Here is a 26,628-nt window from a genome sequence, read left to right on the forward strand (position 1 = left end):
GGCGGACCGCGTCACCATCCGCCCGGCACCGCACTGCGTCCGCAGCGTTGCTCAGCCGCGTCGCCGCGCCGCCTCGTACAGCACCACGCCCGCCGCGACACCGGCGTTGAGCGACTCGGCACCGCCCGGCATGGGGATCCGCACCCGGAAGTCGCAGGTCTCCCCCACGAGCCGGGAAAGACCCTTGCCCTCGCTGCCCACGACGATGACGACGGGGCCTTCGAGGGCCTCGAGCTCACCGACCTCGACCTCGCCGTCCGCGGCGAGTCCGACGACCACGATGCCCGCCTTCTTGTACGCCTCCAGGGCGCGCGTCAGGTTCGTGGCACGCGCGACCGGCGTACGGGCGGCGGTGCCGGCGGACGTCTTCCAGGCGCCGGCGGTCATTCCGGCGGCTCGCCGCTCGGGTACGAGGACGCCGTGCCCGCCGAACGCGGAGACGGACCGCACGACGGCACCGAGGTTGCGCGGGTCGGTCACGCCGTCGAGGGCGACGATCAGCGGGTCCTCGCCCTCGTCGTACGCGGCGTTCGCGAGGTCCTCGGGATGCGCGTACTCGTACGGCGGGACCTGGAGGACGAGGCCCTGGTGGTTGAGCCCGTTCGTCATGCGGTCGAGCTCGGGGCGGGGGGCCTCCATGAGGTTGATCCCGCCGCGCTCGGCCGCGAGCTGGAGCGCCTCGCGCACCCGCTCGTCGTTGTCGATGAACTGCTGGACGTACAGCGTGGAGGCGGGCACGCCCTCGCGCAGCGCCTCGACGACGGGGTTGCGGCCGACGACGAGCTCGGACGGGGACTTGCCGCCCCGGCCGCGCGGCGGCGCCTGGCGGCCGGTCGCGCGCCGGGACTTGGCCTGCGCGGCGCGCTGCTTGGCGTGTCCCTTGCGCATCTCGGCGGGCGGCGTGGGGCCCTTGCCCTCGAGCCCGCGGCGTCGCTGGCCACCGCTGCCGACCTGCGCGCCCTTCTTGCCGGACATGCGACGGTTGTGAGCGGCCATGATCTACCTGTCTGCCTCTTGAGTCGGGTGAATGTCGTGGGTGCGTACGCCCTTGAGCGTCCGCAGCGTGTACGTCTACGAAGTGTGCCGCCCATTCGGCAGGACGGCACATTCGCCCTGGTGGTCAGCGCGGACCGAGCGACCAGCGAGGTCCCTGCGGGCTGTCCTCGATGACGAGGCCCGACTGGTTGAGCTGGTCACGGATGGCGTCCGCGGTGGCCCAGTCCTTGCGGGCCCGGGCCGCCTCGCGCTGCTGGAGCACGAGGCTGACGAGGGTGTCGACGACGCCGTGCACGCTTTTATTGAGCACAGTCTCGCTGCGGTCGCTCTCGCCGGCCCAGTGGGGGTCGAGCGGGTCCAGGCCGAGGACGCCGAGCATGGCGCGGACCTCGGCGAGGCGGGCCACGGCGCCTTCCTTGTCGTCGGCGGCCAGCGCGCTGTTGCCCTGCCGGACGGTGGTGTGGACGACGGCGAGCGCCTGCGGGACGCCGAGGTCGTCGTCCATGGCCTGGGCGAAGGCGGGCGGCACCTCGGGGGCGGGCTCGACCGCGCCTCCGGCCTTCTCCACCACCCGCTGCATGAAGCCCTCGATCCGCGCGAACGCGGACTCGGCCTCGCGCAGGGCCTCCTCGCTGTACTCGATCATGGAACGGTAGTGCGGAGTGCCCAGGTAGTACCGGAGCACGATCGGCCGCCAGCGCTTGACCATCTCGCTGACGAGCACCGAGTTCCCGAGCGACTTCGACATCTTCTCGCCGCTCATCGTCACCCAGGCGTTGTGCACCCAGTACTTGGCGAACTCGTCGCCGTACGCCTTGGCCTGCGCGATCTCGTTCTCGTGGTGCGGGAAGATCAGGTCGATGCCGCCGCCGTGGATGTCGAAGGCGGTGCCCAGGTACTTGTGGGCCATGGCGGAGCACTCGAGGTGCCAGCCGGGCCGGCCGCGGCCCCACGGAGTCTCCCAGCTCGGCTCGCCGGGCTTGACGGCCTTCCACAGGGCGAAGTCGCGGGCGTCCCGCTTGCCGGTCTCGCCTGCGCTCTCCGGCTGCTGGAGGTTCTCGAGCTCCTGGTTCGACAGCTCCAGGTAGTCCGGGAAGGACTTCACGTCGAAGTAGACGTTGCCCTCGGACTCGTAGGCGTGGCCGCGCTCGATGAGGCCGCGCATCATCTCGACCATCTCCGTGACATGGCCGGTGGCGCGGGGCTCGTACGTGGGCGGTCGGCAGCCGAGTGCGGTGTAGCCGTCGTTGAACGCGCGCTCGTTCTCGTAGCCGATGGACCACCAGGGGCGGTTCTGTTCGGCCGCCTTCTGGATGATCTTGTCGTCGATGTCGGTGACGTTCCGCACGAACGTCACTTCGTAGCCGCGGTAGTCGAACCAGCGGCGCAGGATGTCGAAGTTGAGGCCGGACCGGATGTGCCCGATGTGCGGGGCGGCCTGCACGGTCGCGCCACACAGGTAGATCGAGACACAACCCGGCACGAGCGGGGTGAAGTCACGAATCTGCCGGGCGCTGGTGTCGTACAGGCGAATGGTCACCGCTCCAGGGTAGTGGGCCCGAAGCAGTGCCCCGTGACTTATCGGGCCCACAGGGCACTGATTCTTGGCATCCGTGACGACCCGGGCTCTCACAGTCGGTGTCAGAGGCTCCCGACGACCTTGAGCGCGGTGATACGCACGACGAGACGCTCGGCGTCCTGCGCCGCGGCCGGATTGCTGTTCCTCATAGCGGGCTCCGCCCGCGGGCGGCGTACTTCACAGACTTCCGACGACCTTGAGCGCGGTGATACGCACGACGAGACGCTCGGCGTCCTGCGCCGCGGCCGGATTGAATTCGGCGTATTTCTTGCCCGTGTACTTGATCGACAGCTCGTCGATGAGTTCCTGTCCGCCCTCGGTGGTCATCTCGGCGGTGCCGCGGATCTCCGCGTAGGTGTACGGGGAGTCCGGGGGCACCACGACGACGCTGACGCGGGGGTCGTGCCGGAGGTTCTTCGGCTTGCGGCGGTCGGCGGTGGTGGAGAACAGCACGTCGTCGCCGTCCCGCTTGACCCAGACCGGCGACGCGTGCGGACTGCCGTCGGGCTGGACGGTGGCTACGACGACGAAGATCGGGCTGTCGAGAAGCGCCTTGAGCTTGTCGGACAGTTCGGCGGACATGATGGCCTCTCTCCTGTGCGGTTCTTGTTGACGGTTGCACGGGTTCGTACGGGTACCCGATACTCCGCCACCGCACCGGCCTGAACCGGCATTGCCCCCTCCGCCGGGCGCGTCCGCGACGGCCGTTGCCGTGGTCACCGCTGTAGCCGGCGACTGCTCGACGCCTCACCGACTCACCGTCGCCGTCCGGCGCTTACGCCCGCCGCACCACCAACGCCGTGGCGATCGCCGCGAGCCCCTCCCCGCGCCCTGTCAGGCCGAGCCCGTCCGTCGTCGTGCCCGACACGGCGACGGGCGCCCCGGCCGCCTGGCCGAGTGCCTTCTGCGCCTCGTCCCGCCGCTTGCCGATCTTCGGTCGTACACCGATGACCTGGACGGCGATGTTGCCGATCTCGAACCCTTCCGCCCGTACGATCCGCGCGGCCTCGGCGAGCAGCGTGACACCGGAGGCGCCGGCCCACTCCGGACGCGAGGTGCCGAAGTGCGCGCCGAGGTCGCCGATTCCCGCCGCGGAGAAGAGGGCGTCGCAGGCTGCGTGCGCGGCCACGTCGCCGTCGGAGTGCCCGGCGAGCCCGTAGCCGTCGCTGTCCCGGTCGTCCCAGAGGAGGCCCGCGCACCACAGCTCACGCCCCTTCTCGAAGGCGTGCACATCGGTGCCGATGCCGATCTGCGGGAGCGGGACCCCGGACATCGAAGTCTCAGAAGCCATCGTTGGCCCTCCTGCGCGCCAGGACCGCCTCGGCGAGGACGAGGTCCAGCGGACGCGTGACCTTGAAGGCCTCCTCATGTCCGGGCACGACCACCACGGGCTCACCGAGCTGTTCCACCATGCCGGCGTCGTCGGTCGCGCCCTCGCCGCTGAGCGCGACGGTCTCGTGGGCGCGTACGAGAGTGTCGCGGTCGAAGCCCTGCGGGGTCTGCACAGCGCGCAGCCTGGCCCGCTCGGGCGTGGCGACGACGGGCTCCGGCTCACCCTTCGCGCGCGGCTCGACCTGCTTGACGGTGTCGGCGAGGGGCAGCGCGGGCACGACGGCGGGGGCGCCGGCGCGTACGGCCTCGATGACGCCGTCGACCGTGTCGACGGGCACGAGCGGGCGCGCCGCGTCGTGCACGAGCACGATGTCGATGCCGGGCGGCAGCGCGTCGAGACCGAGTTTCACGGACTCCTGGCGGGTGTCGCCGCCGGTGACGACCAGGAAGTCCGTCCTCTCCGGCAGCGCGTGCGACGCGAGCAGGCTCTTGACCTCGGCGGCGCCGTCGGGCGGGGCCACGACCACGACGAGCGACACGGCGCGGGACGCGGCCATGGCGCGGACGGCGTGGATGAGCATCGGCGTGCCGTTGAGGGCGCGCAGTGCCTTGGGAGCGCCCGGCCCGAGGCGCACTCCGCGGCCGGCGGCGGGGATCACGACGGCGGTGCGGGACTTGCCGCCCGTGGGCGGCCGCGAAACGTCAGACATCGGTTCCGTTCAGGTTTGTGTGCTCGGCCGACTTGGGTATGGCCAGTGGGGACAGCCCCGGCCGAAGGCTGGGGAAGTGCCGGGTGCGAGGCCTCGACCGGACCCTTCCGTGACTTCTGGTCGAGCCGGCCGCCCGGGCCCGGCACGCTTCGCGTCCGGACATCTCGAGAGACGAAGCGGACATGCCGCAGCGCCCGGCGACCATAAGGGTCAGCGGGCACCGCGGCATTTCACTGCGCCGGACAGGGCGTCGTCGGAGCAACGTGCGCCAGGACGCTGTGACGGACGCTCAGGACGCGAGAACCTCGTCGAGCAGAGCCTCGGCCTTGTCCTCGTTCGTGTTCTCAGCGAGGGCGAGCTCGCTTACCAGGATCTGCCGGGCCTTGGCGAGCATGCGCTTCTCACCGGCGGAGAGTCCACGCTCGCGCTCACGACGCCACAGGTCACGCACCACTTCGGCGACCTTGATGACATCGCCCGAAGCGAGCTTCTCGAGATTTGCCTTGTACCGACGGGACCAGTTCGTGGGCTCCTCGGCATACGGCGCGCGCAGCACCTCGAAGACCCGGTCCAGCCCGTCCTGACCGACCACATCACGCACGCCGACGAACTCCGCATTGTCCGCTGGCACACGCACCGTCAGGTCGCCCTGGGCGACCTTCAGCACCAAGTAGGTCTTGTCCACGCCTTTGATCTGGCGAGTTTCGATGGCCTCGATCAGCGCGGCCCCGTGATGGGGATAGACCACGGTGTCGCCAACCTTGAACGTCATGTGACAGGTACCCCTTCCGTGGCTATCCAGAGTAACACGAGAACCGCCGGTTCTGAATGGCGTTTTCGCAGGTCAGGGCATATCTCGGGGCTTGACAACAACAACATGAACGTGCTGCGGAGGCCTACCGGAAGCGGGTATTCGCAGGTCGGAGGTGTTGTCCGGCCGAAGTGAAACGCGCACGTTACACGCATCCGGAGCTCTCCCCAAGTGGCCGAACGTCCCGTTTTGCCGGATTCTCGGCAGTCGACTTCCGCTACTCCGTTCGGTGACTGCGGCCACGTGCGACGTGAATCCGGAATTGATCACACGTGTTGGTGATCAATTCCCGGGACCGCCATGCATTCCTTACGGGAAATCCGCAAGAGCTACTGACGCGCAGACGCCGCTGACCGGGCTTATGTGATTGCTGAACCTTATGAGAGCAGGTGAGTGTCAGAACAACCGCGGGGCTGAGGCGAGGTCCGTGACAGAAGTGACCGGTGATGGGTGCGCCAGCCTGCGTGGGTGTAGGGGCGGGTCGGGTGCGGCGGTGCGGGAGCGGCTCGGTAATCTGAGCGCGCTGACCAACCCTTAGGGCGGCTTTACGGCCGCCCGCACCGTCGTACCAGCCACGTCCAAGGAGTTGCCGCGCCGTGAGCCTCCCCCTCACTCCGTCCGGGGGTACCCCTAGCCTTCGTCGCGGTGTCCTCGCCGCCGCTGCCGTCGTGTTCTCGATCGGCGCCCTCTCCGCGTGCGGCGCCGGCAACAACGCCCAGACGCTGGAGATCAAGCCGGACAACGCCGCGACCGCCGTCGGTGACATCAAGATCCAGAACGCCACGATCATCACGCAGCCGGATCTGAAGTCGACGGGCCCGGCCGTGGTCACCGGGAAAGTCTTCAACAACGGCACGACGGCACAGACGCTCGAGTCGATCACGGTCGTCGGCACCAACAAGAAGGCCGAACTCAAGCCCGCCAAGGGCTCGGGTCCGCTCACCATCCCGGCCGGCGGCTCCGTCATCCTCGGCGGCAAGGGCAACGCGTCGGCCGTACTGCCGAGCAGCCGTGAGGCCGTTCAGGACGGCAACGCTCAGCAGGTGACCTTCACCTTCAGCGAGACCGGCGACATCAAGCTGCGGGCGTTCGTCGTGCCGGCCGAGAGCTTCTTCACCGAGTGGGGCCCGAGCGACGCGCCGACGCCCTCGCCGACGAAGACGGCCTCCCCCGCGGCCGGTGCCAGCGCCTCCGAGGCAGCCTCGGGCGAAGCGGAGGCAGGCTCGGGCACGGAGGCCGGAACGGGCGCCACGGCCGAGGCGTCGTCGAGCACCTCGCACTCCAGCGGCCACTGACGTACGACGCGAGGGGGCGCCCCGGGTTCCCGGGGCGCCCCCTCGCGTCTTTGCCCACAACGGTTTACGGCTCGAACTTGTACCCGAGACCGCGCACCGTCACCAGGTAGCGCGGCGCCCCCGGGTCCGGCTCGATCTTCGCGCGGAGGCGCTTGACGTGGACGTCGAGCGTCTTGGTGTCGCCCACGTAGTCGGCGCCCCAGACGCGGTCGATGAGCTGCATGCGCGTAAGGACGCGGCCCGCGTTGCGCAGGAGCATCTCCAGGAGGTCGAACTCCTTGAGCGGGAGGTCGACCTTGGAGCCGGAGACGGTGACCACGTGGCGGTCGACGTCCATACGGACCGGGCCCGCCTCCAGGGCGGCCGGGGTGACCTCCTCCGGCTCGCCGCGGCGGCGCAGGACGGCGCGGATGCGGGCGACCAGTTCGCGCGAGGAGAAGGGCTTGGTGACGTAGTCGTCGGCTCCTATCTCCAGCCCGACCACCTTGTCGATCTCGCTGTCCTTGGCGGTCACCATGATCACCGGGACGTTGGAGCGGCCGCGCAGCTGGCGGCAGACCTCCGTGCCGGGCAGGCCAGGCAGCATGAGGTCGAGCAGGACGAGGTCGGCGCCGTTGCGCTCGAACTCGTCGAGTCCGTCGGGCCCGGTGGTCGCGATCGCGACCTCGAAGCCCTCCTTGCGGAGCATGTACGACAGGGCGTCGGAGAAGGATTCCTCGTCCTCGACGACGAGCACTCGGGTCACGGAAGGACCTCCGGGGCAGAAAGCGGTTCGTACGGGGATGAGATGGCGGTCTCGGCGGGCTGCCCGTTCTCGTCCTCGTTGTCGAGGCCGGGCCGGTGGCTCGAACGGACGCGGGCAGAGCCCGCCTCCGGAAGCCGCAGGGTGAAGGTGGAGCCCTGTCCCTCGGAGCTCCACACCGTGACCTCCCCGCCGTGCGAGGCGGCCACGTGCTTGACGATGGCCAGGCCCAGTCCCGTGCCGCCCGTGGCACGGGAGCGGGCCGGGTCGACGCGGTAGAAGCGCTCGAAGATGCGCTCCTTGTCCTTGTCGGATATGCCGATTCCCTGGTCGGTGACGGAGAGCTCGATGAGGTCCCCGCCGGGCGCGGCCACCCGGCGTGCGGCTATACCCACACGGGTACGGGCCGGACTGTAGTTGACGGCGTTCTCGACGAGATTGCCGAGGGCCGCGGCGAGCTGGCCGCGGTTGCCCCAGACGTGCAGGTCGGCGGTGCCTCCCGAGGCCATGGTGATCTGCTTGGTGCCGGCCTGATGGCGGCAGCGGTCCATGGCCTCGGCGACGAGCTCGTCGACACGTACGGGTTCGGCGTCCTCCAGCGGGTCGTCGTTCTGCACCCGGGAGAGGTCGATGAGCTCCTGGACGAGGTTGGTCAGCCGCGTGGCCTCCACCTGCATGCGTCCGGCGAAGCGTTCCACCGCCTCCGGGTCGTCCGACGCGTCCATGACGGCCTCGGAGAGGAGGGAGAGGGCGCCGGTGGGGGTCTTGAGCTCGTGGCTGACGTTGGCGACGAAGTCGCGGCGTACCGCCTCGATGCGCCGGGCCTCGGTGAGGTCCTCGACCAGCAGCAGCACCAGGCGCGAGCCGAGCGGGGCCACGCGGGCGGAGACGGCGAGGGCCTCGCCGCGGCCGGTGCCGCGGCGGGGCAGGTCCAGCTCGACCTGCCGTATCTCGCCGTCGCGCCGGGTGTCGCGGGCCATCTGCAGCATCGGCTCGACGGCCAGTTTCCCGCCGCGTACCAGACCGAGCGCGTAAGCGGCCGAGCTGGCCTTGACCACGCTGTCCGCCTCGTCGAGGACGACGGCGGAGGAGCGCAGTACGGACAGGACCGTGTCGACGCCGGGGGGCAGTACGGGATCCGTGTGCAGGGAGGTGCGGGTGGGACGCTTCTGCTCGCGCTCGCTCCAGCGGAACGCCAGCATGGCGATGACACCGGTGCACACGCCGGCGATCGCTGCCGCTGCGGCAACCGCCGCGTTCACGTCCATGTGTCCAGGTTATGCGTGCCATGACCTCGGCCCACAGCCATCGGAGTGCCAGCTCGAACACTCGTCGCCCAGAGTTCACCGAGGGGACAGAGCTGGTTCATTTGGTCTGCCGGAAACGGACGCGTACGGCCCGGAACGTGGCAGCGTGGGGTTCACAGCCCCGACCCCGGAGCCCCGGAGCCCCGACGAAGACGGAGAGAGGGACAGCCACATGCGGGACGCGTACCACGAGGAACTTGACTCGATCGGCGAGGACCTGGTCGAGATGGCCCGCCTGGTCGGGTCGGCGATCGGGCGCGCCACCACGGCCATTCTCGACGCCGACCTGAAGCTGGCGGAGAGCGTGATCGCGGCCGACCAGAAGGTCGACGATCTGCAGCACGACCTGGAGGCGCGGGCCATCGCTCTGCTCGCGCGTCAGCAGCCGGTCGCGACGGATCTGCGGATAGTCGTCACCTCGCTCCGCATGAGCGCCGACCTGGAGCGCTCGGGCGACCTGGCGCAGCACGTGGCCAAGCTGGCCCGGCTGCGCTTCCCGGAGCGCGCCGTCCCCCACGACCTGCACGCGACCATCCTGGAGATGGGCCAGCTCGCGCAGCGCCTGATGGCGAAGGCCGCCGAGGTCGTCATCACCAAGGACGTCGACCTGGCGTTGCAGCTGGAGGCGGACGACGACGAGATGGATCTGCTGCACCGGACGCTCTTCCAGCACCTGATGGACGAGCGCTGGAAGCACGGCATCGAGACGGCGGTCGACGTGACGCTGCTCGGCCGCTACTACGAGCGCTTCGCGGACCATGCCGTGTCGGTCGCGAAGCGGGTCGTGTACCTGGTGACGGGCGAACACGCGGACGAACTCCAGCCCCCGACCGGCCCTGTGGAGACGGGTGCGGTGGAAGGGGTCTGACGGTCCGCCCCCGCGTCAGGCCGCCTCGGAGGCCGCCTCGGACGAGCACATCGGCGCCCCACGGGACACGGTTCACAGGTCCTGTGGGGCGCCGACGTATGCACGCTGTCCCTGAGACGGCCGTGTCAGCCGCCGCAGCGGCACGGCGCGCCGGACTGGCAGCCGCAACCGCACCCGGCACCGCAGCCGCAGGCGCCGATCAGCACCAGCTTGGGCAGGTCCGGGACCGGCGACAGCTCGGCGGGCGGCTCGGGGGTGTAGTCGGGCTTGGGGGACTCGGCCATGGGGCTCCCTCCTCGAAGGCGCACGTGCGTACGGGCGTACGGCCTCGGGACGTCGCCTCCTGACCCATTGCACGCCCACCGGGGCAGGCGCATCAACGGCGCACACGCGCGCCCGCCCACCACCTTCCACACAACGGCGCGCCCCACGGGCTCGCGCCCAGCACACAAGTACGAGGCCCAGGCCCCCTGACACGCACAAGCCCCTCGCCTCGCGCACATCACGCGGGACCAGGGGCTCGGCAGAGGCACCAGAGGCTGTTACTTCTTCTTGCCCTGGTTCTTGACCGCCTCGATGGCCGCCGCCGCGGCCTCCGGGTCGAGGTACGTGCCGCCGGGGTTGACCGGCTTGAAGTCGGCGTCGAGCTCGTAGGAGAGCGGGATGCCGGTGGGGATGTTCAGGCCCGCGATGTCCGCGTCCGAGATGCCGTCGAGGTGCTTGACCAGGGCGCGGAGGCTGTTGCCGTGGGCGGCGATCAGGACCGTGCGGCCGGTCAGGAGGTCGGGGACGATGCCGTCGTACCAGTACGGCAGCATGCGGATGACGACGTCCTTGAGGCATTCGGTGCGCGGGCGCAGCTCCGGCGGGATGGTGGCGTAGCGCGGGTCGTCCGACTGGGAGAACTCGGTGCCGTCTTCGAGCGGGGGCGGCGGGGTGTCGTACGAGCGGCGCCACAGCATGAACTGCTCCTCGCCGAACTCGGCGAGGGTCTGCGCCTTGTCCTTGCCCTGCAGGGCGCCGTAGTGGCGCTCGTTCAGGCGCCAGGTGCGGTGGACGGGGATCCAGTGGCGGTCGGCGGCCTCGAGCGCCAGCTGCGCGGTGCGGATCGCCCGCTTCTGGAGCGAGGTGTGGACCACGTCGGGCAGCAGGCCGGCGTCCTTGAGCAGCTCACCGCCGCGGACTGCCTCCTTCTCGCCCTTCTCGTTGAGGTTGACGTCCACCCATCCGGTGAACAGGTTCTTCGCGTTCCATTCGCTCTCGCCGTGGCGGAGGAGGATCAGCTTGTACGGTGCGTCGGCCATGCCCCTGAGCGTAATCGACGGCGCTGTCCGGTTCGATCGGTGTCTCGATTGACGGCTGCCGTCAATTCGATGGCGGCCGCGAGCCCCCACTTTGTAAGTTGCGTTACGCGCCGCTGCTACTTACACCAGCTACTTACACCGATACATCAGGGGGACGCCCATGCCTGCCGCCGGAGCCGCCACCGGACTCGCCGCACTGAGACGGGCCGCGAGGGACAGCGTCTCCGGGCTTCCCCGCGCCTTCTGGTGGCTGTGGACCAGCACGCTCGTCAACCGGCTCGGTGCCTTCGTCGCGACCTTCATGGCGCTGTACCTCACGCTCGACCGCGGGTACTCCGCCTCGTACGCCGGTCTCGTCGCCTCGCTGCACGGGCTCGGCGGCGTCATCTCCTCGCTGGGTGCAGGCGTGATGACGGACCGGCTGGGGCGGCGGCCCACCCTGCTCATCGCCCAGACGTCGACGGCCCTCAGCGTCGCGCTCCTCGGCTTCATGCACCATCCGGTGGCGATCGCGGCCGTCGCCTTCCTCGTCGGCATGGCGTCGAACGCCTCACGGCCGGCCGTGCAGGCGATGATGGCGGACATCGTGCGGCCCGAGGACCGCGTCCGCGCCTTCTCCCTCAACTACTGGGCGATCAACCTCGGGTTCGCCGTCTCGTCGATGGGCGCCGGTTTCATCGCCGAGTTCAGCTATCTCGCGGGGTTCCTGGTCGAGGCCGCGATGACGCTGGTGTGCGCGGTCGTCGTCTTCGTCAAGCTGCCGGAGTCGAAGCCGGAGCGGACGGCCGCGCAGAGGGCGGAAGAGCCGGAGGCCGGGCTCGGCACGGTGCTGCGCGACAGCCGGTTCATGGGCGTCGTGGGGCTGTCGTTCCTCATCGCGCTGATCTTCCAGCAGGGTTCGGTGGGACTTCCGGTCGCGATGGGCGAGGCGGGGTTCACCCCGGCCGACTACGGCATGGCGATCGCGGTCAACGGGGTGCTGATCGTCGTCCTGCAGATCCCGGTCACCCGCTTCATCGAACACCGCGACCCTCAACAGCTGTTGGTCGTCTCGTCCCTCGTCGCGGGATACGGCTTCGGGCTCACCGCGTTCGCCGGGTCCGTCGGGGTCTTCGCCCTGACGGTGTGCGTGTGGACGCTCGCCGAGATCGTCAACGCGCCCACGCAGACGGGACTTGTGGTCCGGCTGTCCCCGGTGCACGGCCGCGGCCGCTACCAGGGCATGTACACGATGTCCTGGTCGGTGGCGGGCCTGGCGGCCCCACTGATGTCCGGCTTCGTGATCGACCGGTTCGGTGCGGAGTGGCTGTGGGGCAGCTGCGCGGTGATCGGCACGGTGGCAGCGGTCGGGTACTGGGGGCTGATGCGGGGACTGCCGGCGGGGGACGAGGATGCCGCGGAAGCTCCCTCGCCCACCGCAGGGAAGCCCGAGGTGAGCGCGGCGTGATGGGCCGGCGAAGCCGTACGGCCGCCGGGACCGTGTGAGCCGCACTGTGCCGACCGACGGTCGGGACCATCACGGCACCATGGCGGACCTCACCGCCGTGTCGCCGCCCGTCACCCGGCGTACGTTCAGCGGTGCATCCGCGCCCCCTTGAGCGCCTTGTCCACGGCGTTGCGCGGTCCGTACACCGCGAGGCCCACCAGATCCAGCTGGTCCTTCGGCACCGCGCGGACGGCCGCGCGGTTGTCCCGGTCGTTGCCCGTGGTGAAGAGGTCCGAAGTGAACACCGCGCGCGGGAGGGCGCGGGACAGCACGCGCGCGTGGGCCGCGGCGAGGGTCTCCTTCGTGCCCTCGAAGACCAGCACCGGCTGACGGAACATGGGCAGGTACGGCACGCCGTCGGCGTCCTCGTACGGCTCGCCGATCACCTCCGGGACGGTCGTGCCGAGGCCGCTGACCAGGAAGGCAGTGACGTTGAGCCGCTGCCAGGGCTCCAGGTCTTCGCGCAGCAGCACGGCGATCTTGGTGTCGAAGCGTACGGGCGGCAGGTCGTTCCCGGAGGTCACGGCGGTCCCGGCGGTCCCGGCGGTCCCGGCGGTCCCGGCGGTCCCGGCGGTCCCGGCGGTCAAGGCTGTCCCGGCGGTCAAGGCGCTCTCTGTGGTCATACTCCGAGACTGCCGACCGCCCGGCCGCCCGGTCTTGTACGTTCCTTGCATGGTGGCTCAGCGGGATGTCTCCGCGTGGCGCCCGCGCGTCCCGGGCGTCGTGGAGGTCTTCCACGCCTATTTCACCGAGTACGCGTACCCCATGCATGTCCACGACGCATGGACCCTGCTGATCGTCGACGACGGCGCGGTCCGGTACGACCTGGGGCGCCACGAGCATGGCACCCCACACGACACGGTCTCCCTGCTCCCGCCTCACGTGCCGCACAATGGCTCCCCCGCGACCCCGCACGGCTTCCGCAAACGCGTCATCTACCTGGACCTGACCCAGCTCGACGAAAGCTTCATCGGCCCGGCAGTGGACGGCCCCGACCTGGTCGACCCCGTACTGCGCAGGCGCGTCGGGCAGTTGCACTCGGCCCTCGCGGAGCGGGGCGACGAGCTGGAGGCGGAGAGCCGCCTGTCGCTGATCGGCGAGCGGCTGCGCGGCCATCTGCGGCCCCGCCTCGCCGCCGCCCGCCCGCCACGGCCCGACCGCGGCGTCGCCCACAGCCTGCGGGAACTCCTCGACGAACGACTGCTCCAGGGCGTGGCTCTGGACGAAGCCGCGAAGCTGCTGCACGCTCATCCGACACACCTGGTACGGGCGTTCAGCGCCGCCTTCGGCATCGCACCGCACCAGTACCTGATGGCCCGCCGCGTCGACCGCGCCCGACGACTGCTGCTCGACGGACAGCAGCCCGGCGAGGTGGCGGCCGCGACCGGCTTCTACGACCAGTCGCATCTCACGCGGCACTTCAAAAAGCTCGTCGGGATCGCCCCCGGGAGCTACGCCCGGTCACAGGTGAGAGCGGGTCTCTGAGCCGAAGTTCCCCACCCGCTGCACCCCGTTCTGACATCGCTGAGCTCAGTTCGGGAAACGTCGAGCTCAGTTCGGGAAACGTCGAGCTCAGTTCGGGAAACGTCGAGCTCAGTCCGCCGGACGCCGCGTCAGATGCGCGAAGGCATCCAGGTTCCGCGTCGACTCTCCGCGCGACACCCGCCACGCGTACTCCTTGCGGATCGCCGACGCGAATCCGAGTTCGAGGAGCGTGTTGAAGCTGCCGTCGGCGGCCTCCAGGACCGAGCCGAGGAGGCGGTCCACCTCCTCTGGCGTGACCGCGGCCAGCGGCAGCTTGCCGACGAGGTAGATGTCGCCGAGGGGGTCGACGGCGTAACTCACGCCGTAGAGCTTGAGGTTGCGCTCGAGGAGCCAGCGGTGCACCCCGGCCTCGTTCTCGTCCGGATGCCGGATCACGAACGCGTTCAGCGAGAGCGAGTGCCTGCCGACGAGCAGCGAGACGGTCGTCGACAACTTGCGCGTACCGGGCAGTTTGACCACGTACGAGCCGGATTCGGGGCTCTCCCACTCCAGCTCCGCGTACTTGAGCGCGGACTCGATGACCTGCGTCGCCTGCCGTACGTCAGCCATGGAGCGAGCGTACGCGACGGCGGTGGTCGTACATCGCAGCGGTGTAGACGTCCGCCGTGGCCGACGCCGCTGTGGCCCAGCCGAAGGACTCGGCGTGCCGGGCCGCGGCAGCGCCCATGCGGGGCGAGAGCTCCGGGTCGTCGGCGAAATCGCGCAGCACGCGCGCGTAGTCGGCCGGTTCGTGCCCGTCCACGAGGAATCCGGTCACGCCGTCGCGTACGGCCACGGGCAGACCGCCGACCGCGGCCGCGAGGACGGGCGTACCCGTCGCCTCGGCCTCGATCGCCACGAGGCCAAACGATTCGCTGTAGGACGGCATGACGAGCAGCGACGCGGCCCGGAACCAGTCCGCGAGCTGGTCCTGGGCTACCGGCGGCCGGAAACGCACGACGTCCGCGATGCCCAGCCGCGCGGCGAGTTTCTGCAAGCGCTCGGGCTTGGCCAGCCCGCTGCCGCTGGGACCACCCACCACCGGCACGACCATCCGGGAGCGCAGCTCGGGCCGCTCGTCGAGCAGCACGGCGACGGCACGGAGCAGCACGTCGGGCGCCTTGAGGGGCTGTATGCGGCCTGCGAAGAGCGGGATCAGGGCGTCCTGTGGGAGGCCGAGACGCGCACGGGCCGCGGCTCGTCCGTCGGCCGGGCGGAAGAGGTCGAGGTTCACGCCCGGGTGGACGACGGCGACCTTGGCGGGATCGGCTTCGTAGTGGCGTACGAGCTCCTCGGCCTCCCCCGCCGTGTTGGCGATCAGGCGGTCCGCCGCGCGGACGACCTGGGTCTCGCCGATCACGCGGGCGGGCGGCTCCGGAGTGTCGCCCTCGGCGAGCGAGGCGTTTTTGACCTTCGCCATGGTGTGCATGGCGTGCACCAGCGGGACGCCCCAGCGCTCGGCGGCGAGCCAGCCGACGTGCCCGCTCAGCCAGTAGTGCGAGTGCACGAGGTCGTAGTAGCCGGGGCGGTGCCCGGCCCAGGCCTGCATCACGCCGTGCGTGAAGGCGCACAGCTGGGCCGGCAGCTCCTCCTTGGCGAGTCCCTCGTAGGGGCCCGCGTCCACGTGCCGCACGAGGACGCCGGGCGCCAGTCCGACGGTGGGCGGGAGCCCGCCCGTGGTGGCCCGGGTGAAGATCTCCACCTCGATATTGATCGCGGCCAGCCGCTTGGCGAGCTCGACGATGTATACGTTCATGCCGCCCGCGTCGCCCGTGCCCGGCTGGTGCAGCGGCGACGTGTGCACGCTGAGCATGGCGACCCGCCGCGGGCGCCGATGTGTGCCGGGCAGCCGGAGCCGGGAGGGAGCCGCCGGGGAACGGCGCCCGAACCTGGTCACGTACTGGCTCACGTGGCGGTCCTCCTTGCTGCGGGCATGGCAGCTCTATATGCGTGCGGCTCGTGAAGGACGTGGTGCGGCCTCCAAGAGCCGCAACACCGGAGGGGCCTCCTCCCATTCCTCTTTGCCAAAAGATTGCCGCGGCGGACTCAACCGTGTTGCGAGCGCCCGGTGAGACGGGTCACACGCGCGGCGTGGGCCCTTGAGGTATCGGGACGCCGTCGTCGCGGGTCACGCGGGCGGTCGGTCTTCGGAAGCGGGGCCGGCGGGAGGGCGGTCGGCACATACCCTCGTACGCATGGCCTCCCGCACCCAGTCCCGGCCCGTGGGAACGGTGACACGCGGGACCACCAATCCGAACCGGCTGCGCCGCATGGACCGCTGGATCGCCGCGGCTCACGGACGTCAGCTGCGGCGTGCGGCCGACGCCGTCGCCGTCGACCTCGGCTACGGCGCCGCGCCCTGGACCGCCGTCGAGCTGCTGCAGCGTCTGCGCACTGTCGCGCCCCACGCGCGCGTGGTCGGTATCGAGATCGAACCGGCACGGGTTGCCGCCGCGAAGCCGTACGAACGCGAGGGGCTTCACTTCCGCCACGGCGGCTTCGAGGTCCCGCTCCCTGTACGTCCCGTCCTCATCCGCGCGGCGAACGTGCTGCGCCAGTACGACGAGGAGCAGGTCGCCGCCGTCTGGGAGCGGCTGTGCGCGCGGCTCGCGCCCGCGGATGCCGCGAGCGGGTTCTCGGGCGGACTGCTGGTCGAGGGCACGTGCGACGAGATCGGGCGGCGGCACGTGTGGGTCGCGCTCGACACGTCGGGGCCGCGCACGGTGACGTTCGCGACCCGCCTTGCCTCCCTGGACCGCCCCTCCGACCTCGCCGAGCGGCTGCCGAAGGCACTGATCCACCGGAATGTGCCGGGCGAGCCGGTACATGCGTTCCTGCGCGACTTCGACCGGGCGTGGGCGGCCGCGGCGCCCTATGCGTCGTACGGCGCGCGCCAGCGGTGGATCAGGGCGGTCCGCGACATCGCGGCGGACTGGCCGGTGCTGGACGGGGTCTCGCGGTGGCGGCAGGGCGAAGTGACCGTGGGCTGGGAGGCGTTGGCGCCGCGCGCGTCGCAGTGACCGGCACGGAACGCACTCGCACCGCAATGGCCTGCACGGAACACACTCCCGCCGCAGTGACCGGCGCGGATCGCACACGCATCGCAGTGACCGGAGCGGAAGGCACGCCGCCGCAGTGACCGGGCCGGATCGCCTGCGCGCCGCGGCACCGCGTGGCAGTGACCGGAGCGGATGGCACGCCGTCGCAGCGAGCGGCGCGCAGGGGACGCCGCCCGGAGGGATGGCGGTCTTCGCGAGCGGCCGGGAACGATCTCCGGGGGTCGTACGTCACACGAGGCGGTGGGGGGATCGGAATTCCCGTCCGGCTCTGTCGTATTGAGCGCGGGCGTGGCACCATCCCGAAGGCGTCCATAAGTTACTGACGGTAAATCAGTTTTGGGGGGTGAGACGTGATCGGGAAGACCGGGAAGGCGGGCTTGACCACGGCTGCCGTGGCGCTGGTCTGCGCGGTGACCGTGCTGACGGCCCCAGGGGTGGCGTACGCGAATTCGTACGCAAACCCGGCGAAACCGGCGCCGGGGCCGACGCCGGCACCAACGCCGACGACCGCTGACGACAAGGACCTTGAAAAGGTCCGCAAGGAACTGGACCGGCTCTACCACGACGCGGCAGTCGCAACGGACGAGTACAACGCGGCCGAGGAGAGGGCCGGCGAGCAGTCCGACGAGCTCGTCAAGCTGGCCCGCAAGATCGTCAAAGGCCAGGAGAAACTGGACGAGTTGAAGGAGCGCGTGGGCGCCGCGGCCAGGGCGCAGTACCGCAGCGGAGGCCTGCCGCCCGAGGCGCAGCTGATGCTCAGCGACGACCCGCGGCTGTTCCTGGACGGCGCCGGGCGGGTGCGCGAGGGCCAGCAGGCGACCAAGGGGCTGCTCGCCGAGCTGACCAGGACGCAGCAGGACCTGCAGGCCTACGCGAAGGACGCCTCGACCCAGTGGCAGAGGCTGGAGGCCAACCGCAAGGCCAAGGCGGCGGCGAAGAAGAAGATCAAGTCGCGGATCGCGGACGCCGAGAAGCTCGAGGCGAAGCTCGAGAAGGAGGAGCGCGAGCGGCTGCTGGAGCTGGAGCAGGAGACCGCGTACCAGAACCAGGCGGCCTGGCTGAGCTCCGGAATCCTCGAGGAGATCAACGGCAAGGCGTCGGCCCAGGGCAAGAAGGCCGTCACATACGCGACCGCGCAGATAGGCAAGCCGTACGAGTGGGGCGCCGAGGGCCCGAAGACGTATGACTGCTCGGGGCTGACGTCACAGGCCTGGGCGGCCGCCGGGCGCGGTATTCCGCGCACCTCGCAGGAGCAGTGGAAGCAGCTTCCGCGCATCGACATCAAGGACATGCGGCCGGGCGACCTGATCATTTATCACGACGACGCGAGCCACGTCGGGATGTACATAGGCGACGGGGCGATTGTTCACGCGCCGCGTCCGGGGCGTACGGTGACCATCGCGGGTGCCGGCTCGATGGCGATCCTCGGGGTGGTACGACCGGACAGGTGAACCCGGCGTGAGGCGCGGCACGTGACCTACTGCACGTGACCCGCGGCACGTTCGGGCGGTGGCTCAACCCTCCGCGGCGTGATGTTCGTCATTCTCAACGAGAGTTGGCGTGCCCAAATGCGCTACTGAATGCGGCATATGACAGTGGCCATTTGCTGCTCGCCATTCCATTACCGCGGGGGCTACCGCTATGGTCCCGGTCTCGTGGGGCGAAGGTCTTCGTCCCACCGTGCCCTCGGGGGGAGGGAAGGAATCCAGAACCATGCCCGTACCCATACCGCGGCAGAGAGGCATCCCGGCCGTGGAGAGTGGTCAGGCTCAGGCCGAGCCCGCGCACGGCCTGCCGCGCCCCCGAACCGAACCGGCGACACCCCGGTCCGGCGACGGCGCGCGCACCGGCGGCGGCCACGGCCGTGACGGCGATCACGACAGTGACGTCGGCACCGGCCGTGACGGCGGCACCGGCCACAGCGGTGGCTCCGGCAACGGCACGGGGATCACACTCCTGGTCATCGAGGACGATCCGGCCGGTTCACTGAGCCTTCCCGAACTGCTCGACGCCGCGGGCAAGCCCGTCCGCGTCCGCACCGCCCGCAACCTCACCGAGGCCGAGCGGCTGCTCACGGACGACGTCCACTGCATCCTTCTCGACCTCGCCCTGCCCTCACCCGGCAGCGGCGCGGCGTCCCAGGGGCCGGCCGGTGGCGCCAGGTCCGGATCCGGCAGCGGTTCCGGGCATGGCTCCGGCAACGGTCCGCGTCCGGTTGCCGACGAACTCGTCACCCTCAAGCACGTACTGCGTCTCGCGCCCCGGCACGCCGTGCTCGCGCTCACCGCGTCCGGTGACGCCGAGCGCGGCGCGGAGGCCGTGCGCGTGGGCGCCCAGGACTATCTGTTCCGGGACGAACTGGACGGACAGCTGCTCACCCGCGCCATCCGGTACGCGGTGGAGCGCAAGCGCGCCGACGTGGCGCAGCGCAAACTCACCGAGTCCCGGCTGCGGGCGCAGGAGAACGCCCGGCTGGAACGGGGTCTGCTGCCGACGCCGCTGCTGAACGGCTCGTCGCTGCGGTTCGCCGCCCGCTACCGCCCCGGCCGTTCGCGCGCCCTGCTCGGCGGCGACTTCTACGACACCGTCCGTACCCCGGACGGCACGGTGCACGCCATGATCGGCGACGTCTGCGGCCACGGCCCCGACGCGGCGGCGCTCGGCGTCGAACTGCGCATCGCATGGCGGGCGCTGACCCTCGCGGGGATGTGCGGCGACGAGCTGCTGTCGACGCTCCAGCAGGTGCTGGAGCACGAGCGGGCGGACGACGAGATCTTCGCGACACTGTGCACGGTGGACATCGCCCCCGACGAGCGGCGCGCCGGCCTCTGTCTGGCGGGACACCCGTCTCCGCTGATAGCCCGGCACGGGCACTCGGCCGAACTCCTGGCACCCGAGAACAACGGTCCTGCTCTCGGTCTGCTCGAACGCGCCCGCTGGCCGCGCCAGCAGGTGGAACTGGGCGCCGCCTGGAGCCTGATGCTCTACACGGACGGCCTGATAGAGGGCCGCATCGGCCAGGGCAACCAGCGGCTGGGCCAGGACGGCATGGTGGAGATGGTCCGCCGCCAGCTCGCCACGGGCCTGCACGGCGAGGAACTGCTGGAGGCAGCGGTCAACGAGGTCCGCGACCTCAACGGTGGGGATCTGACGGACGACGTGGCGGTCCTGCTGCTGGACCGGGATCGCAACAGGGACCGCGACCGGGACTACTCCTGGTCGGAGTGATCACGTCGGAGCAGGGCGAGGGGCGTCCGCGCTGGTCCCGGGGGTCGCGCAGGATGCCGGGGCCGCGCAGGGTCCCGGGCGCCTCGCAGGTTCCCCACCGCCCGCGTCGTAGGGCTACCGCCCGCCGTTGTAGGGCCCGTAAGGACCGTCGCTGCTGGAGCCGCGGCGGCCGCCGCCACCCGTGATGGAGCGAACCGCGGGCCGTACGTCGACCATGTACACGATGGTCGCGATGAGGCCGATGATCGGCAGGAACGACAGGATGGGGAAGAGCAGGTTCACCACGAAGGCGATCCCCAGGATGATCAGCCAGAACGGCTTGGTCTTCTTGTCCGCCGCGCGATAGGCGTCCTCGCGCCGAATGGCGGCGTCGATCAGAGCGAAGCCGCTGAAGAAGATCAGGGCCACGCTCAGCAGCCACATGAACCCCGCGAAACCCTGCATCAGCACTACGTCCACCACCCGAATCGGCTCGTGTATACGCCGCCACCGTACCCGCTACCCGAGGAACGAGCCGGGCACTCCGCAAGTGCCCGGCTCATTCCTGGGAACGACTCCCGTCCCTGCCCGGACGACTCCCGGTTTGCCGGCTTCCGGCACCGGTCTCTCCGGGCGCGCGGTCACTTGGCGGGCGGGGTGGTCTTCTTCGCCGTGGTCTTCTTGGCTGCCGGGGCCTTCTTCGCCGTCGTGGTCTTCTTGGCCGCCGGGGCCTCGCTCCGCGTTTCGGTGGCCTTGGGCGCCGAGGCGGCCGCGGCCGGCTCCGGCTCGACGGTCACGGCAAGCTCCGTGATCTCCTCGGCCGCCTCACCGCGCCAGGTCCTGACGGCCTGCTCGCCGTGCTCGGCGACCTTCTCGTACGTCTCACGCGCCTTGACCGCGTACTCCGCGGCCACGCCGACGCCGCGCAGGGCCAGGTCCTGAGCGGACTCACCCAGCTTCTTCAGGTCGGTGTCGATGGTGCCGAGTACCTCGTTGACCTTGGCCTGGATGGTCTCCTGCACCTCCTTGGCGCGGACGGCGGCCTTGTCCTGGACCTCCTTGGCGCGGGCGGTGGCCTTGTCCTGGACGGCCTTCGGGTCCGTGCCGCGCACGGCCTCGATACGGGCCGGGGCCTCGGCGCGCAGCTGCTCGACGAGCCCCGGCACCTTCTTGGCCTGCTGGTACGCCAGGTCGGCGGTGCCCGCGGCGAAGTAGAGCGGCGTCGGGTCCTTCAGGGTCTTGCGCAGGTCGTCGGTGATGGCCATGACTGTGGTCCTCCCGGATCACTTCAGCTCGAGGGTTTGTGGTCGTGCTGGTCGGCATCGCTGCCGTCGGCCGCGCTGGGCTCGCCGGCCGCGCCGCGCTTGTCCGCGACGGTGTCCTGGATGGCATCCGTGACGACATCCGTAACCGCATCCGTAACGACGTCGACCCCGGTCCCGTTCTCCTTGCGGAAGGACTCGTAGATCTGCAGGAGCACCTGCTTCTGCCGGTCGTTGAGGGACGGATCGGCGAGGATGACCGCACGCGTCTCCACCTCGTCCCGATCCCGCTCGGCGTCGAGAATCCCGGCCCGCACGTACAGCGTCTCGGCGGAGATCCGCAGCGCCTTCGCGACCTGCTGCAGCACCTCGGCACTCGGCTTGCGCAGCCCGCGCTCGATCTGGCTCAGATACGGATTCGACACCCCTGCCGCCTCGGCGAGCTGCCGCAAGGACAGCTGCGCACTGCGCCGCTGCTCACGCAGGTACTCGCCGAGATTGCCGACGTTGAGTGATGCCATACCCCGATGGTGCACCACCAGCGCTAACTTTTGCAAGCAGATGCTTGCAAAAGTGTGCCGCGGTCCGAGACGCAGTTGGGGAGACTGCAGTCGATGAGGCCACGGCCGCGCGACGGCAAGAGGAGTGGTAGTGGCGTCCGACGAAGTGCTGTATAGGTAGCGCAGTGAGCAGCAGACCCGCCACAGCGCAGCACCTGAGCGACCTCGCGCGGCTCCGCCGCGTCCGCGACCGGATCGACCGGGAGTACGCACAGCCGCTGGACGTCGAGGCGCTCGCCCGCGGCGTGCACATGTCGGCCGGGCACCTCAGCCGCCAGTTCCGGCTCGCCTACGGCGAGTCTCCGTACGGCTACCTCATGACGCGGCGCATCGAGCGTGCGATGGCGCTGCTGCGTCGCGGCGACCTCAGCGTCACCGAGGTCTGCTTCGCGGTCGGCTGCTCGTCGCTCGGCACCTTCAGCACCCGCTTCACCGAGCTGGTCGGTGTGCCGCCCAGCGTCTATCGGCGCCAGGCGGCACACGCGACGGTGGGGATGCCGTCGTGCGTGGCGAAACAGGTGACCAGACCGATCAGGAATCGAGAAGCGCCGGGCCCCGAGCCGCACCTAGCGTGAAGCCATGGACATCACCATTCACACGAGCTTCCTCCCGCACGACGACCCGGACGCCTCCCTGGCCTTCTACCGCGACGCCCTCGGCTTCGAGGTCCGCAACGACGTCGGACAGGGCACGATGCGCTGGATCACGGTCGGCCCTGCCGGCCAGCCCGACACGTCCATCCTCCTGGCGCCGCCGGCCGCCGACCCCGGTGTCACCGACGACGAGCGCCGCACCATCGTCGAGATGATGGCCAAGGGCACCTACGGCTGGATCCTGCTGGCCACCCGGGACCTCGACGGCACCTTCGAGAAGGTGCAGGCCCGCGGCGCCGAGGTCGTCCAGGAGCCGACCGAGCAGCCGTACGGCATCCGCGACTGCGCCTTCCGCGATCCCGCCGGCAATCTGATCCGCATCCAGGAGCTGCGCTGAGCCGGCCGGCGATCGCAGCCGCGGCACCGTGAACGAGCCCGCGCACGGCGATGTGGTACCTCCCTGCTCCGGGCGTACCTACCGGGCCCTTGAGGCGCTGGGGGAGAAGCCGAGAGCCTGGGGCGGCCGCCTGGCGGCGCTGCCGCAGCAGCGGGGTGACCGGTTCGTCGCGCACACCGGCTTCGCCCCGCGTACGCTGGCCACCCCCTACCGCTGGTTCCGCACCTCCCCGCGCCGTATCCAGGCCCGGCGCGAGGTGAACGAGCCGCCCGACCGCGAACTGACGCGCGACGGCCGCCGGTTGGTCTGACGCCTCGGCCGAGCACGCCGCTTGGCCGGGGCCCTCAGGCTCCACGGGCCAGGCGCAGGAGAACCAGACGTACTACTTGAAGCTGGTCAGATCGAGCCAGGCGACGCCGACCGAGACCGCGAAGGCGGCCCGCCCGACAGATGGAGAGACGAAGAGCATGGCCACGAGGACGGACACGCAGTCGCCTGCGCCGCACGCTGCCGACAGCCACGATCTGATCCGTGTGCACGGCGCGCGCGAGAACAACCTCAAGGACGTCAGCGTCGAGATCCCGAAGCGCCGGCTGACGGTGTTCACCGGCGTCTCCGGCTCGGGCAAGAGCTCGCTGGTCTTCGACACGATCGCCGCGGAGTCGCAGCGGCTGATCAACGAGACCTACAGCGCCTTCGTGCAGGGCTTCATGCCGACGCTGGCGCGGCCCGAGGTCGACCTGCTCGACGGGCTGACGACCGCGATCATCGTGGACCAGGAGCGGATGGGCGCCAACGCCCGCTCCACCGTCGGCACCGTCACGGACGCCAACGCGATGCTGCGCATCCTGTTCAGCAGGCTCGGGGAGCCGCACATCGGCTCGCCCAACGCGTACTCGTTCAACGTTCCCTCGGTGAAGGCCAGCGGTGCGATCACCGTCGAGCGCGGCGGCAAGACGAAGGCCGAGAAGGCGACTTTCAACCGTCTCGGCGGCATGTGCCCCCGCTGTGAGGGCATGGGCTCGGTCACCGATTTCGATCTGTCGGCGCTGTACGACGACAGCTTGTCGCTCAACGAGGGCGCGCTCACGATCCCCGGCTACAGCATGGACGGCTGGTACGGCCGTATCTTCCGCGGCTGCGGCTTCTTCGACCCGGACAAGCCGATCAGCAAGTTCACCAAGAAGGAGCTGCACGACCTGCTCCACAAGGAACCGACCAAGATCAAGGTCGAGGGGATCAACCTGACGTACGAGGGGCTGATCCCGAAGATCCAGAAGTCGTTCCTGTCCAAGGACGTCGACGCGCTGCAGCCGCACATCCGCGCCTTCGTGGAACGGGCGGTGACGTTCTCGACCTGTCCCGAGTGCGACGGCACCCGGCTCAGCGAGGAGGCTCGGTCGTCGAAGATCAACGGGAAGAACATCGCCGACGTCTGCTCGATGCAGATCAGCGATCTGACCGACTGGGTCCGGGGCCTCGACGAGCCGTCGGTGGCGCCCCTGCTGGCCGCGCTGGGGCACACGCTCGACTCGTTCGTCGAGATCGGGCTCGGCTACCTCAGCCTCGACCGCCCCTCGGGCACGCTCTCGGGCGGCGAGGCGCAGCGCACCAAGATGATCCGCCACCTCGGGTCCTCACTCACCGACGTCACCTACGTCTTCGATGAGCCGACGATCGGGCTGCACCCCCACGACATCCAGCGGATGAACAACCTGCTGCTGCAGCTGCGCGACAAGGGCAACACCGTGCTGGTCGTGGAGCACAAGCCGGAGGCGATCGCGATCGCCGACCACGTCGTCGACCTCGGCCCGCGCGCCGGCACCGAGGGCGGCGAAGTCGTGTTCGAGGGCAGCGTCGACGGGCTGCGGGCCAGCGGCACGCTGACCGGGCGGCACCTGGACGACCGGGCCTCCTTGAAGCCCTCGGTCCGGACACCGTCGGGAGTACTGGAGGTGCGCGGCGCGAGCACCAACAATCTGCAGAACGTCGACGTCGACATCCCGCTCGGCGTGCTCTGCGTCGTCACCGGCGTCGCCGGGTCCGGCAAGAGCTCGCTGATCCACGGCTCGATCCCGGCCGGCACCGGCGTGGTGTCCGTCGACCAGACCGCGATCCGCGGCTCTCGACGCAGCAACCCGGCGACGTACACCGGACTGCTCGACCCGATCCGCAAGGCGTTCGCGAAGGCCAACGGCGTGAAGCCGGCGTTGTTCAGTGCCAACTCCGAGGGTGCCTGCCCCACGTGCAACGGCGCCGGCGTCATCTACACCGACCTGGCGATGATGGCCGGCGTCGCCAGCACCTGCGAGGACTGCGAGGGGAAACGGTTCCAGGCGTCCGTGCTGGAGTACCACCTCGGCGGCCGCGACATCAGCGAGGTGCTCGCGATGTCGGTGACCGAGGCCGAGGAGTTCTTCGGCGCGGGTGAGGCGCGCACGCCGGCCGCGCACAAGATCCTCGACCGGCTCGCCGACGTCGGCCTCGGCTACCTCACCCTCGGCCAGCCGCTCACCACGCTGTCCGGCGGCGAACGGCAGCGGCTCAAGCTGGCCACCCACATGGCCGAGAAGGGCGGCGTCTACGTCCTCGACGAGCCGACGACCGGCCTCCACCTCGCCGACGTCGAGCATCTGCTCGGCCTGCTCGACCGGATCGTCGACTCCGGCAAGTCGGTCATCGTCATCGAGCACCACCAGGCGGTCATGGCGCACGCCGACTGGATCATCGACCTCGGCCCCGGCGCCGGTCACGACGGCGGCCGGATCGTCTTCGAGGGCACACCCGCCGACCTCGTCGCCAGCCGCTCCACCCTCACCGGCGAGCACCTCGCGGCCTACGTCGGCACCTGACGGAGACGAGGCCCTCGCGGACACAGTGGGACGAGCTCTCTCATCCATCTGTTTGGACTCGTCCCACTCGCGTACCGACAAGTGAGGCTGCCACGGAAAGTGATGGTGTCGCGGAAAGTGAGGGTGTCGCGGCGGCGGGCGTCTCGGAGACGCCAGGCACGCCGCAAACGTCCACTTCCGGATAATCCGCTACGGAGCGGATTGCTACCCTGGCGGACATGACCGCCATGGCCCCCAAGCGCACCGAGCCGGACCTGTCGTTCCTGCTGGACCACACGAGTCACGTCCTGCGCACCCAGATGTCGGCGGCACTCGCCGAGATCGGGCTGACGCCACGCATGCACTGCGTACTGGTCCACGCCCTGGAGGAAGAACGCACCCAGGCCCAGATCGCCGAGATCGGGGACATGGACAAGACCACGATGGTGGTCACGGTGGACGCGCTGGAGGAGGCGGGCCTCGCAGAGCGGCGCCCGTCCAGCCGGGACCGGAGGGCTCGGATCATCGCGGTTACCGAGGAGGGCGCGCGAGTCGCCGAGCAGAGCCAGAGGATCGTGGACCGCGTCCACGAAAAGGCACTGGAAGCCCTCCCCGCGGGCGACCGGTCAGTCCTGCTACGGGCCCTGGAACAGCTGGTCGGCGGGCATCTGGCCACGCCGACCGAGAGTCCGCGACCGGCCCGGCGGGCGCGTCAGCGCGAGAAGTAGACCAAGCAGACCAAGCAGACCAAGAGGGCACCCAGTC

At 70.2% G+C, this 26,628-nt stretch carries 28 protein-coding genes; 12 read left to right on the forward strand and 16 right to left on the reverse strand.

The annotated features are described in order from the left end of the window. Positions 1–51: 51 nt before the first annotated feature. The 6 genes from rlmB to H1D24_RS15965 form a co-directional block, all read right to left on the reverse strand. The gene (gene rlmB / locus H1D24_RS15940; protein WP_181658207.1) at positions 52–996 is read right to left on the reverse strand and encodes a 23S rRNA (guanosine(2251)-2'-O)-methyltransferase RlmB; all 945 of its coding nucleotides are present in this window, start codon (positions 994–996) and stop codon (positions 52–54) included. 124 nt (positions 997–1,120) lie between these two features. After that, a complete protein-coding gene (gene cysS / locus H1D24_RS15945) occupies positions 1,121–2,536 on the reverse strand; it encodes a cysteine--tRNA ligase (RefSeq protein WP_181658208.1) in 1,416 nt (471 codons plus the stop codon). A gap of 216 nt (positions 2,537–2,752) precedes the next feature. Next, positions 2,753–3,157, reverse strand: a complete 405-nt coding sequence (locus H1D24_RS15950) for a PPOX class F420-dependent oxidoreductase (RefSeq protein ID WP_181658209.1) — start codon at positions 3,155–3,157, stop codon at positions 2,753–2,755. Between the two features lie 193 nt (positions 3,158–3,350). After that, on the reverse strand, positions 3,351–3,866 hold the full coding sequence (gene ispF, locus H1D24_RS15955; protein ID WP_181658210.1) for a 2-C-methyl-D-erythritol 2,4-cyclodiphosphate synthase: 516 nt from the start codon (positions 3,864–3,866) through the stop codon (positions 3,351–3,353). Continuing rightward, complete coding sequence (gene ispD, locus H1D24_RS15960; protein WP_181658211.1) at positions 3,856–4,617, reverse strand: 2-C-methyl-D-erythritol 4-phosphate cytidylyltransferase; 762 nt, start codon at positions 4,615–4,617, stop codon at positions 3,856–3,858. Before ispD ends, ispF begins: the two co-directional genes overlap by 11 nt. Before the next feature lie 289 nt (positions 4,618–4,906). Further along, positions 4,907–5,389 carry a CarD family transcriptional regulator gene (locus H1D24_RS15965; RefSeq protein WP_003953493.1) on the reverse strand — a complete coding sequence of 161 codons (483 nt, stop codon included), beginning with the start codon at positions 5,387–5,389 and terminating at the stop codon, positions 4,907–4,909. 635 nt (positions 5,390–6,024) lie between these two features. Here H1D24_RS15965 and H1D24_RS15970 point away from each other — a divergent pair. Further along, on the forward strand, positions 6,025–6,723 hold the full coding sequence (locus H1D24_RS15970) for a copper chaperone PCu(A)C domain-containing protein (RefSeq protein ID WP_181658212.1): 699 nt from the start codon (positions 6,025–6,027) through the stop codon (positions 6,721–6,723). 64 nt (positions 6,724–6,787) lie between these two features. Here H1D24_RS15970 and phoP read toward each other — a convergent pair whose 3' ends face one another. Then, positions 6,788–7,459, reverse strand: a complete 672-nt coding sequence (gene phoP / locus H1D24_RS15975) for a two-component system response regulator PhoP (protein ID WP_010985401.1) — start codon at positions 7,457–7,459, stop codon at positions 6,788–6,790. A 5-nt stretch (positions 7,460–7,464) separates the two neighbouring features. Beyond that, entirely contained in the window at positions 7,465–8,733 is a 1,269-nt protein-coding gene (gene phoR / locus H1D24_RS15980; protein ID WP_181658213.1) for a two-component system sensor histidine kinase PhoR, read from the reverse strand. A gap of 211 nt (positions 8,734–8,944) precedes the next feature. On the opposite strand from phoR, the gene phoU reads away from it, so the two are divergent. Continuing rightward, entirely contained in the window at positions 8,945–9,640 is a 696-nt protein-coding gene (gene phoU, locus H1D24_RS15985) for a phosphate signaling complex protein PhoU (RefSeq protein ID WP_181658214.1), read from the forward strand. Positions 9,641–9,765: 125 nt separating this feature from the next. Here the strand turns inward: phoU and H1D24_RS15990 are convergent, their stop codons facing one another. Beyond that, on the reverse strand, positions 9,766–9,924 hold the full coding sequence (locus tag H1D24_RS15990) for a hypothetical protein (RefSeq protein ID WP_181658215.1): 159 nt from the start codon (positions 9,922–9,924) through the stop codon (positions 9,766–9,768). 258 nt (positions 9,925–10,182) lie between these two features. Further along, on the reverse strand, positions 10,183–10,944 hold the full coding sequence (locus H1D24_RS15995) for a phosphoglyceromutase (RefSeq protein WP_181658216.1): 762 nt from the start codon (positions 10,942–10,944) through the stop codon (positions 10,183–10,185). A 160-nt stretch (positions 10,945–11,104) separates the two neighbouring features. Between H1D24_RS15995 and H1D24_RS16000 the strand changes: the two genes are divergently transcribed. Beyond that, positions 11,105–12,391 (forward strand): MDR family MFS transporter, encoded by a 1,287-nt coding sequence (locus H1D24_RS16000; RefSeq protein ID WP_181658217.1) that lies wholly within the window; start codon positions 11,105–11,107, stop codon positions 12,389–12,391. A 125-nt stretch (positions 12,392–12,516) separates the two neighbouring features. Here H1D24_RS16000 and H1D24_RS16005 read toward each other — a convergent pair whose 3' ends face one another. Continuing rightward, positions 12,517–13,053, reverse strand: a complete 537-nt coding sequence (locus H1D24_RS16005; RefSeq protein WP_258564097.1) for a DUF2000 domain-containing protein — start codon at positions 13,051–13,053, stop codon at positions 12,517–12,519. 49 nt (positions 13,054–13,102) lie between these two features. Here H1D24_RS16005 and H1D24_RS16010 point away from each other — a divergent pair, with 49 nt between their 5' ends. After that, positions 13,103–13,915 (forward strand): helix-turn-helix transcriptional regulator, encoded by an 813-nt coding sequence (locus tag H1D24_RS16010; protein WP_181658218.1) that lies wholly within the window; start codon positions 13,103–13,105, stop codon positions 13,913–13,915. 108 nt (positions 13,916–14,023) lie between these two features. Here the strand turns inward: H1D24_RS16010 and H1D24_RS16015 are convergent, their stop codons facing one another. Beyond that, positions 14,024–14,524: a type III secretion system chaperone family protein gene (locus tag H1D24_RS16015; RefSeq protein WP_181658219.1), complete on the reverse strand. Its 501-nt coding sequence runs from the start codon at positions 14,522–14,524 to the stop codon at positions 14,024–14,026. Further along, the gene (mshA, locus tag H1D24_RS16020; RefSeq protein ID WP_181658220.1) at positions 14,517–15,863 is read right to left on the reverse strand and encodes a D-inositol-3-phosphate glycosyltransferase; all 1,347 of its coding nucleotides are present in this window, start codon (positions 15,861–15,863) and stop codon (positions 14,517–14,519) included. Before mshA ends, H1D24_RS16015 begins: the two co-directional genes overlap by 8 nt. Before the next feature lie 286 nt (positions 15,864–16,149). On the opposite strand from mshA, the gene H1D24_RS16025 reads away from it, so the two are divergent. The 3 genes from H1D24_RS16025 to H1D24_RS16035 all read left to right on the forward strand — a co-directional run bounded on the left by H1D24_RS16025 (position 16,150) and on the right by H1D24_RS16035 (position 20,241). Further along, a complete protein-coding gene (locus H1D24_RS16025; RefSeq protein ID WP_181658221.1) occupies positions 16,150–16,974 on the forward strand; it encodes a class I SAM-dependent methyltransferase in 825 nt (274 codons plus the stop codon). A 416-nt stretch (positions 16,975–17,390) separates the two neighbouring features. Beyond that, the gene (locus H1D24_RS16030) at positions 17,391–18,464 is read left to right on the forward strand and encodes a C40 family peptidase (RefSeq protein WP_220136764.1); all 1,074 of its coding nucleotides are present in this window, start codon (positions 17,391–17,393) and stop codon (positions 18,462–18,464) included. Positions 18,465–18,726: 262 nt separating this feature from the next. Then, the gene (locus H1D24_RS16035; protein WP_181658222.1) at positions 18,727–20,241 is read left to right on the forward strand and encodes a PP2C family protein-serine/threonine phosphatase; all 1,515 of its coding nucleotides are present in this window, start codon (positions 18,727–18,729) and stop codon (positions 20,239–20,241) included. A 114-nt stretch (positions 20,242–20,355) separates the two neighbouring features. Here the strand turns inward: H1D24_RS16035 and H1D24_RS16040 are convergent, their stop codons facing one another. The 3 genes from H1D24_RS16040 to H1D24_RS16050 form a co-directional block, all read right to left on the reverse strand. Then, positions 20,356–20,685, reverse strand: a complete 330-nt coding sequence (locus H1D24_RS16040; protein ID WP_181658318.1) for a DUF2516 family protein — start codon at positions 20,683–20,685, stop codon at positions 20,356–20,358. 176 nt (positions 20,686–20,861) lie between these two features. Further along, a complete protein-coding gene (locus H1D24_RS16045; RefSeq protein ID WP_181658223.1) occupies positions 20,862–21,485 on the reverse strand; it encodes a hypothetical protein in 624 nt (207 codons plus the stop codon). A gap of 23 nt (positions 21,486–21,508) precedes the next feature. Further along, positions 21,509–22,003, reverse strand: a complete 495-nt coding sequence (locus H1D24_RS16050) for a helix-turn-helix domain-containing protein (protein ID WP_258564098.1) — start codon at positions 22,001–22,003, stop codon at positions 21,509–21,511. Positions 22,004–22,167: 164 nt separating this feature from the next. Between H1D24_RS16050 and H1D24_RS16055 the strand changes: the two genes are divergently transcribed. The 5 genes from H1D24_RS16055 to H1D24_RS16075 all read left to right on the forward strand — a co-directional run bounded on the left by H1D24_RS16055 (position 22,168) and on the right by H1D24_RS16075 (position 26,591). Beyond that, entirely contained in the window at positions 22,168–22,617 is a 450-nt protein-coding gene (locus H1D24_RS16055; RefSeq protein ID WP_181658224.1) for a helix-turn-helix transcriptional regulator, read from the forward strand. Between the two features lie 4 nt (positions 22,618–22,621). Further along, a complete protein-coding gene (locus tag H1D24_RS16060; RefSeq protein ID WP_181658225.1) occupies positions 22,622–23,032 on the forward strand; it encodes a VOC family protein in 411 nt (136 codons plus the stop codon). A gap of 28 nt (positions 23,033–23,060) precedes the next feature. Further along, positions 23,061–23,342 (forward strand): hypothetical protein, encoded by a 282-nt coding sequence (locus H1D24_RS43570; protein ID WP_181658226.1) that lies wholly within the window; start codon positions 23,061–23,063, stop codon positions 23,340–23,342. Positions 23,343–23,499: 157 nt separating this feature from the next. After that, positions 23,500–25,884, forward strand: coding sequence for an ATP-binding cassette domain-containing protein (locus H1D24_RS16070; RefSeq protein WP_181658227.1), 2,385 nt, complete (start codon positions 23,500–23,502; stop codon positions 25,882–25,884). Between the two features lie 218 nt (positions 25,885–26,102). Next, entirely contained in the window at positions 26,103–26,591 is a 489-nt protein-coding gene (locus H1D24_RS16075) for a MarR family winged helix-turn-helix transcriptional regulator (protein ID WP_181658228.1), read from the forward strand. Positions 26,592–26,628: the final 37 nt, after the last annotated feature.

Source organism: Streptomyces himalayensis subsp. himalayensis, from assembly GCF_013778455.1.
Lineage (GTDB): Bacteria > Actinomycetota > Actinomycetes > Streptomycetales > Streptomycetaceae > Streptomyces > Streptomyces himalayensis.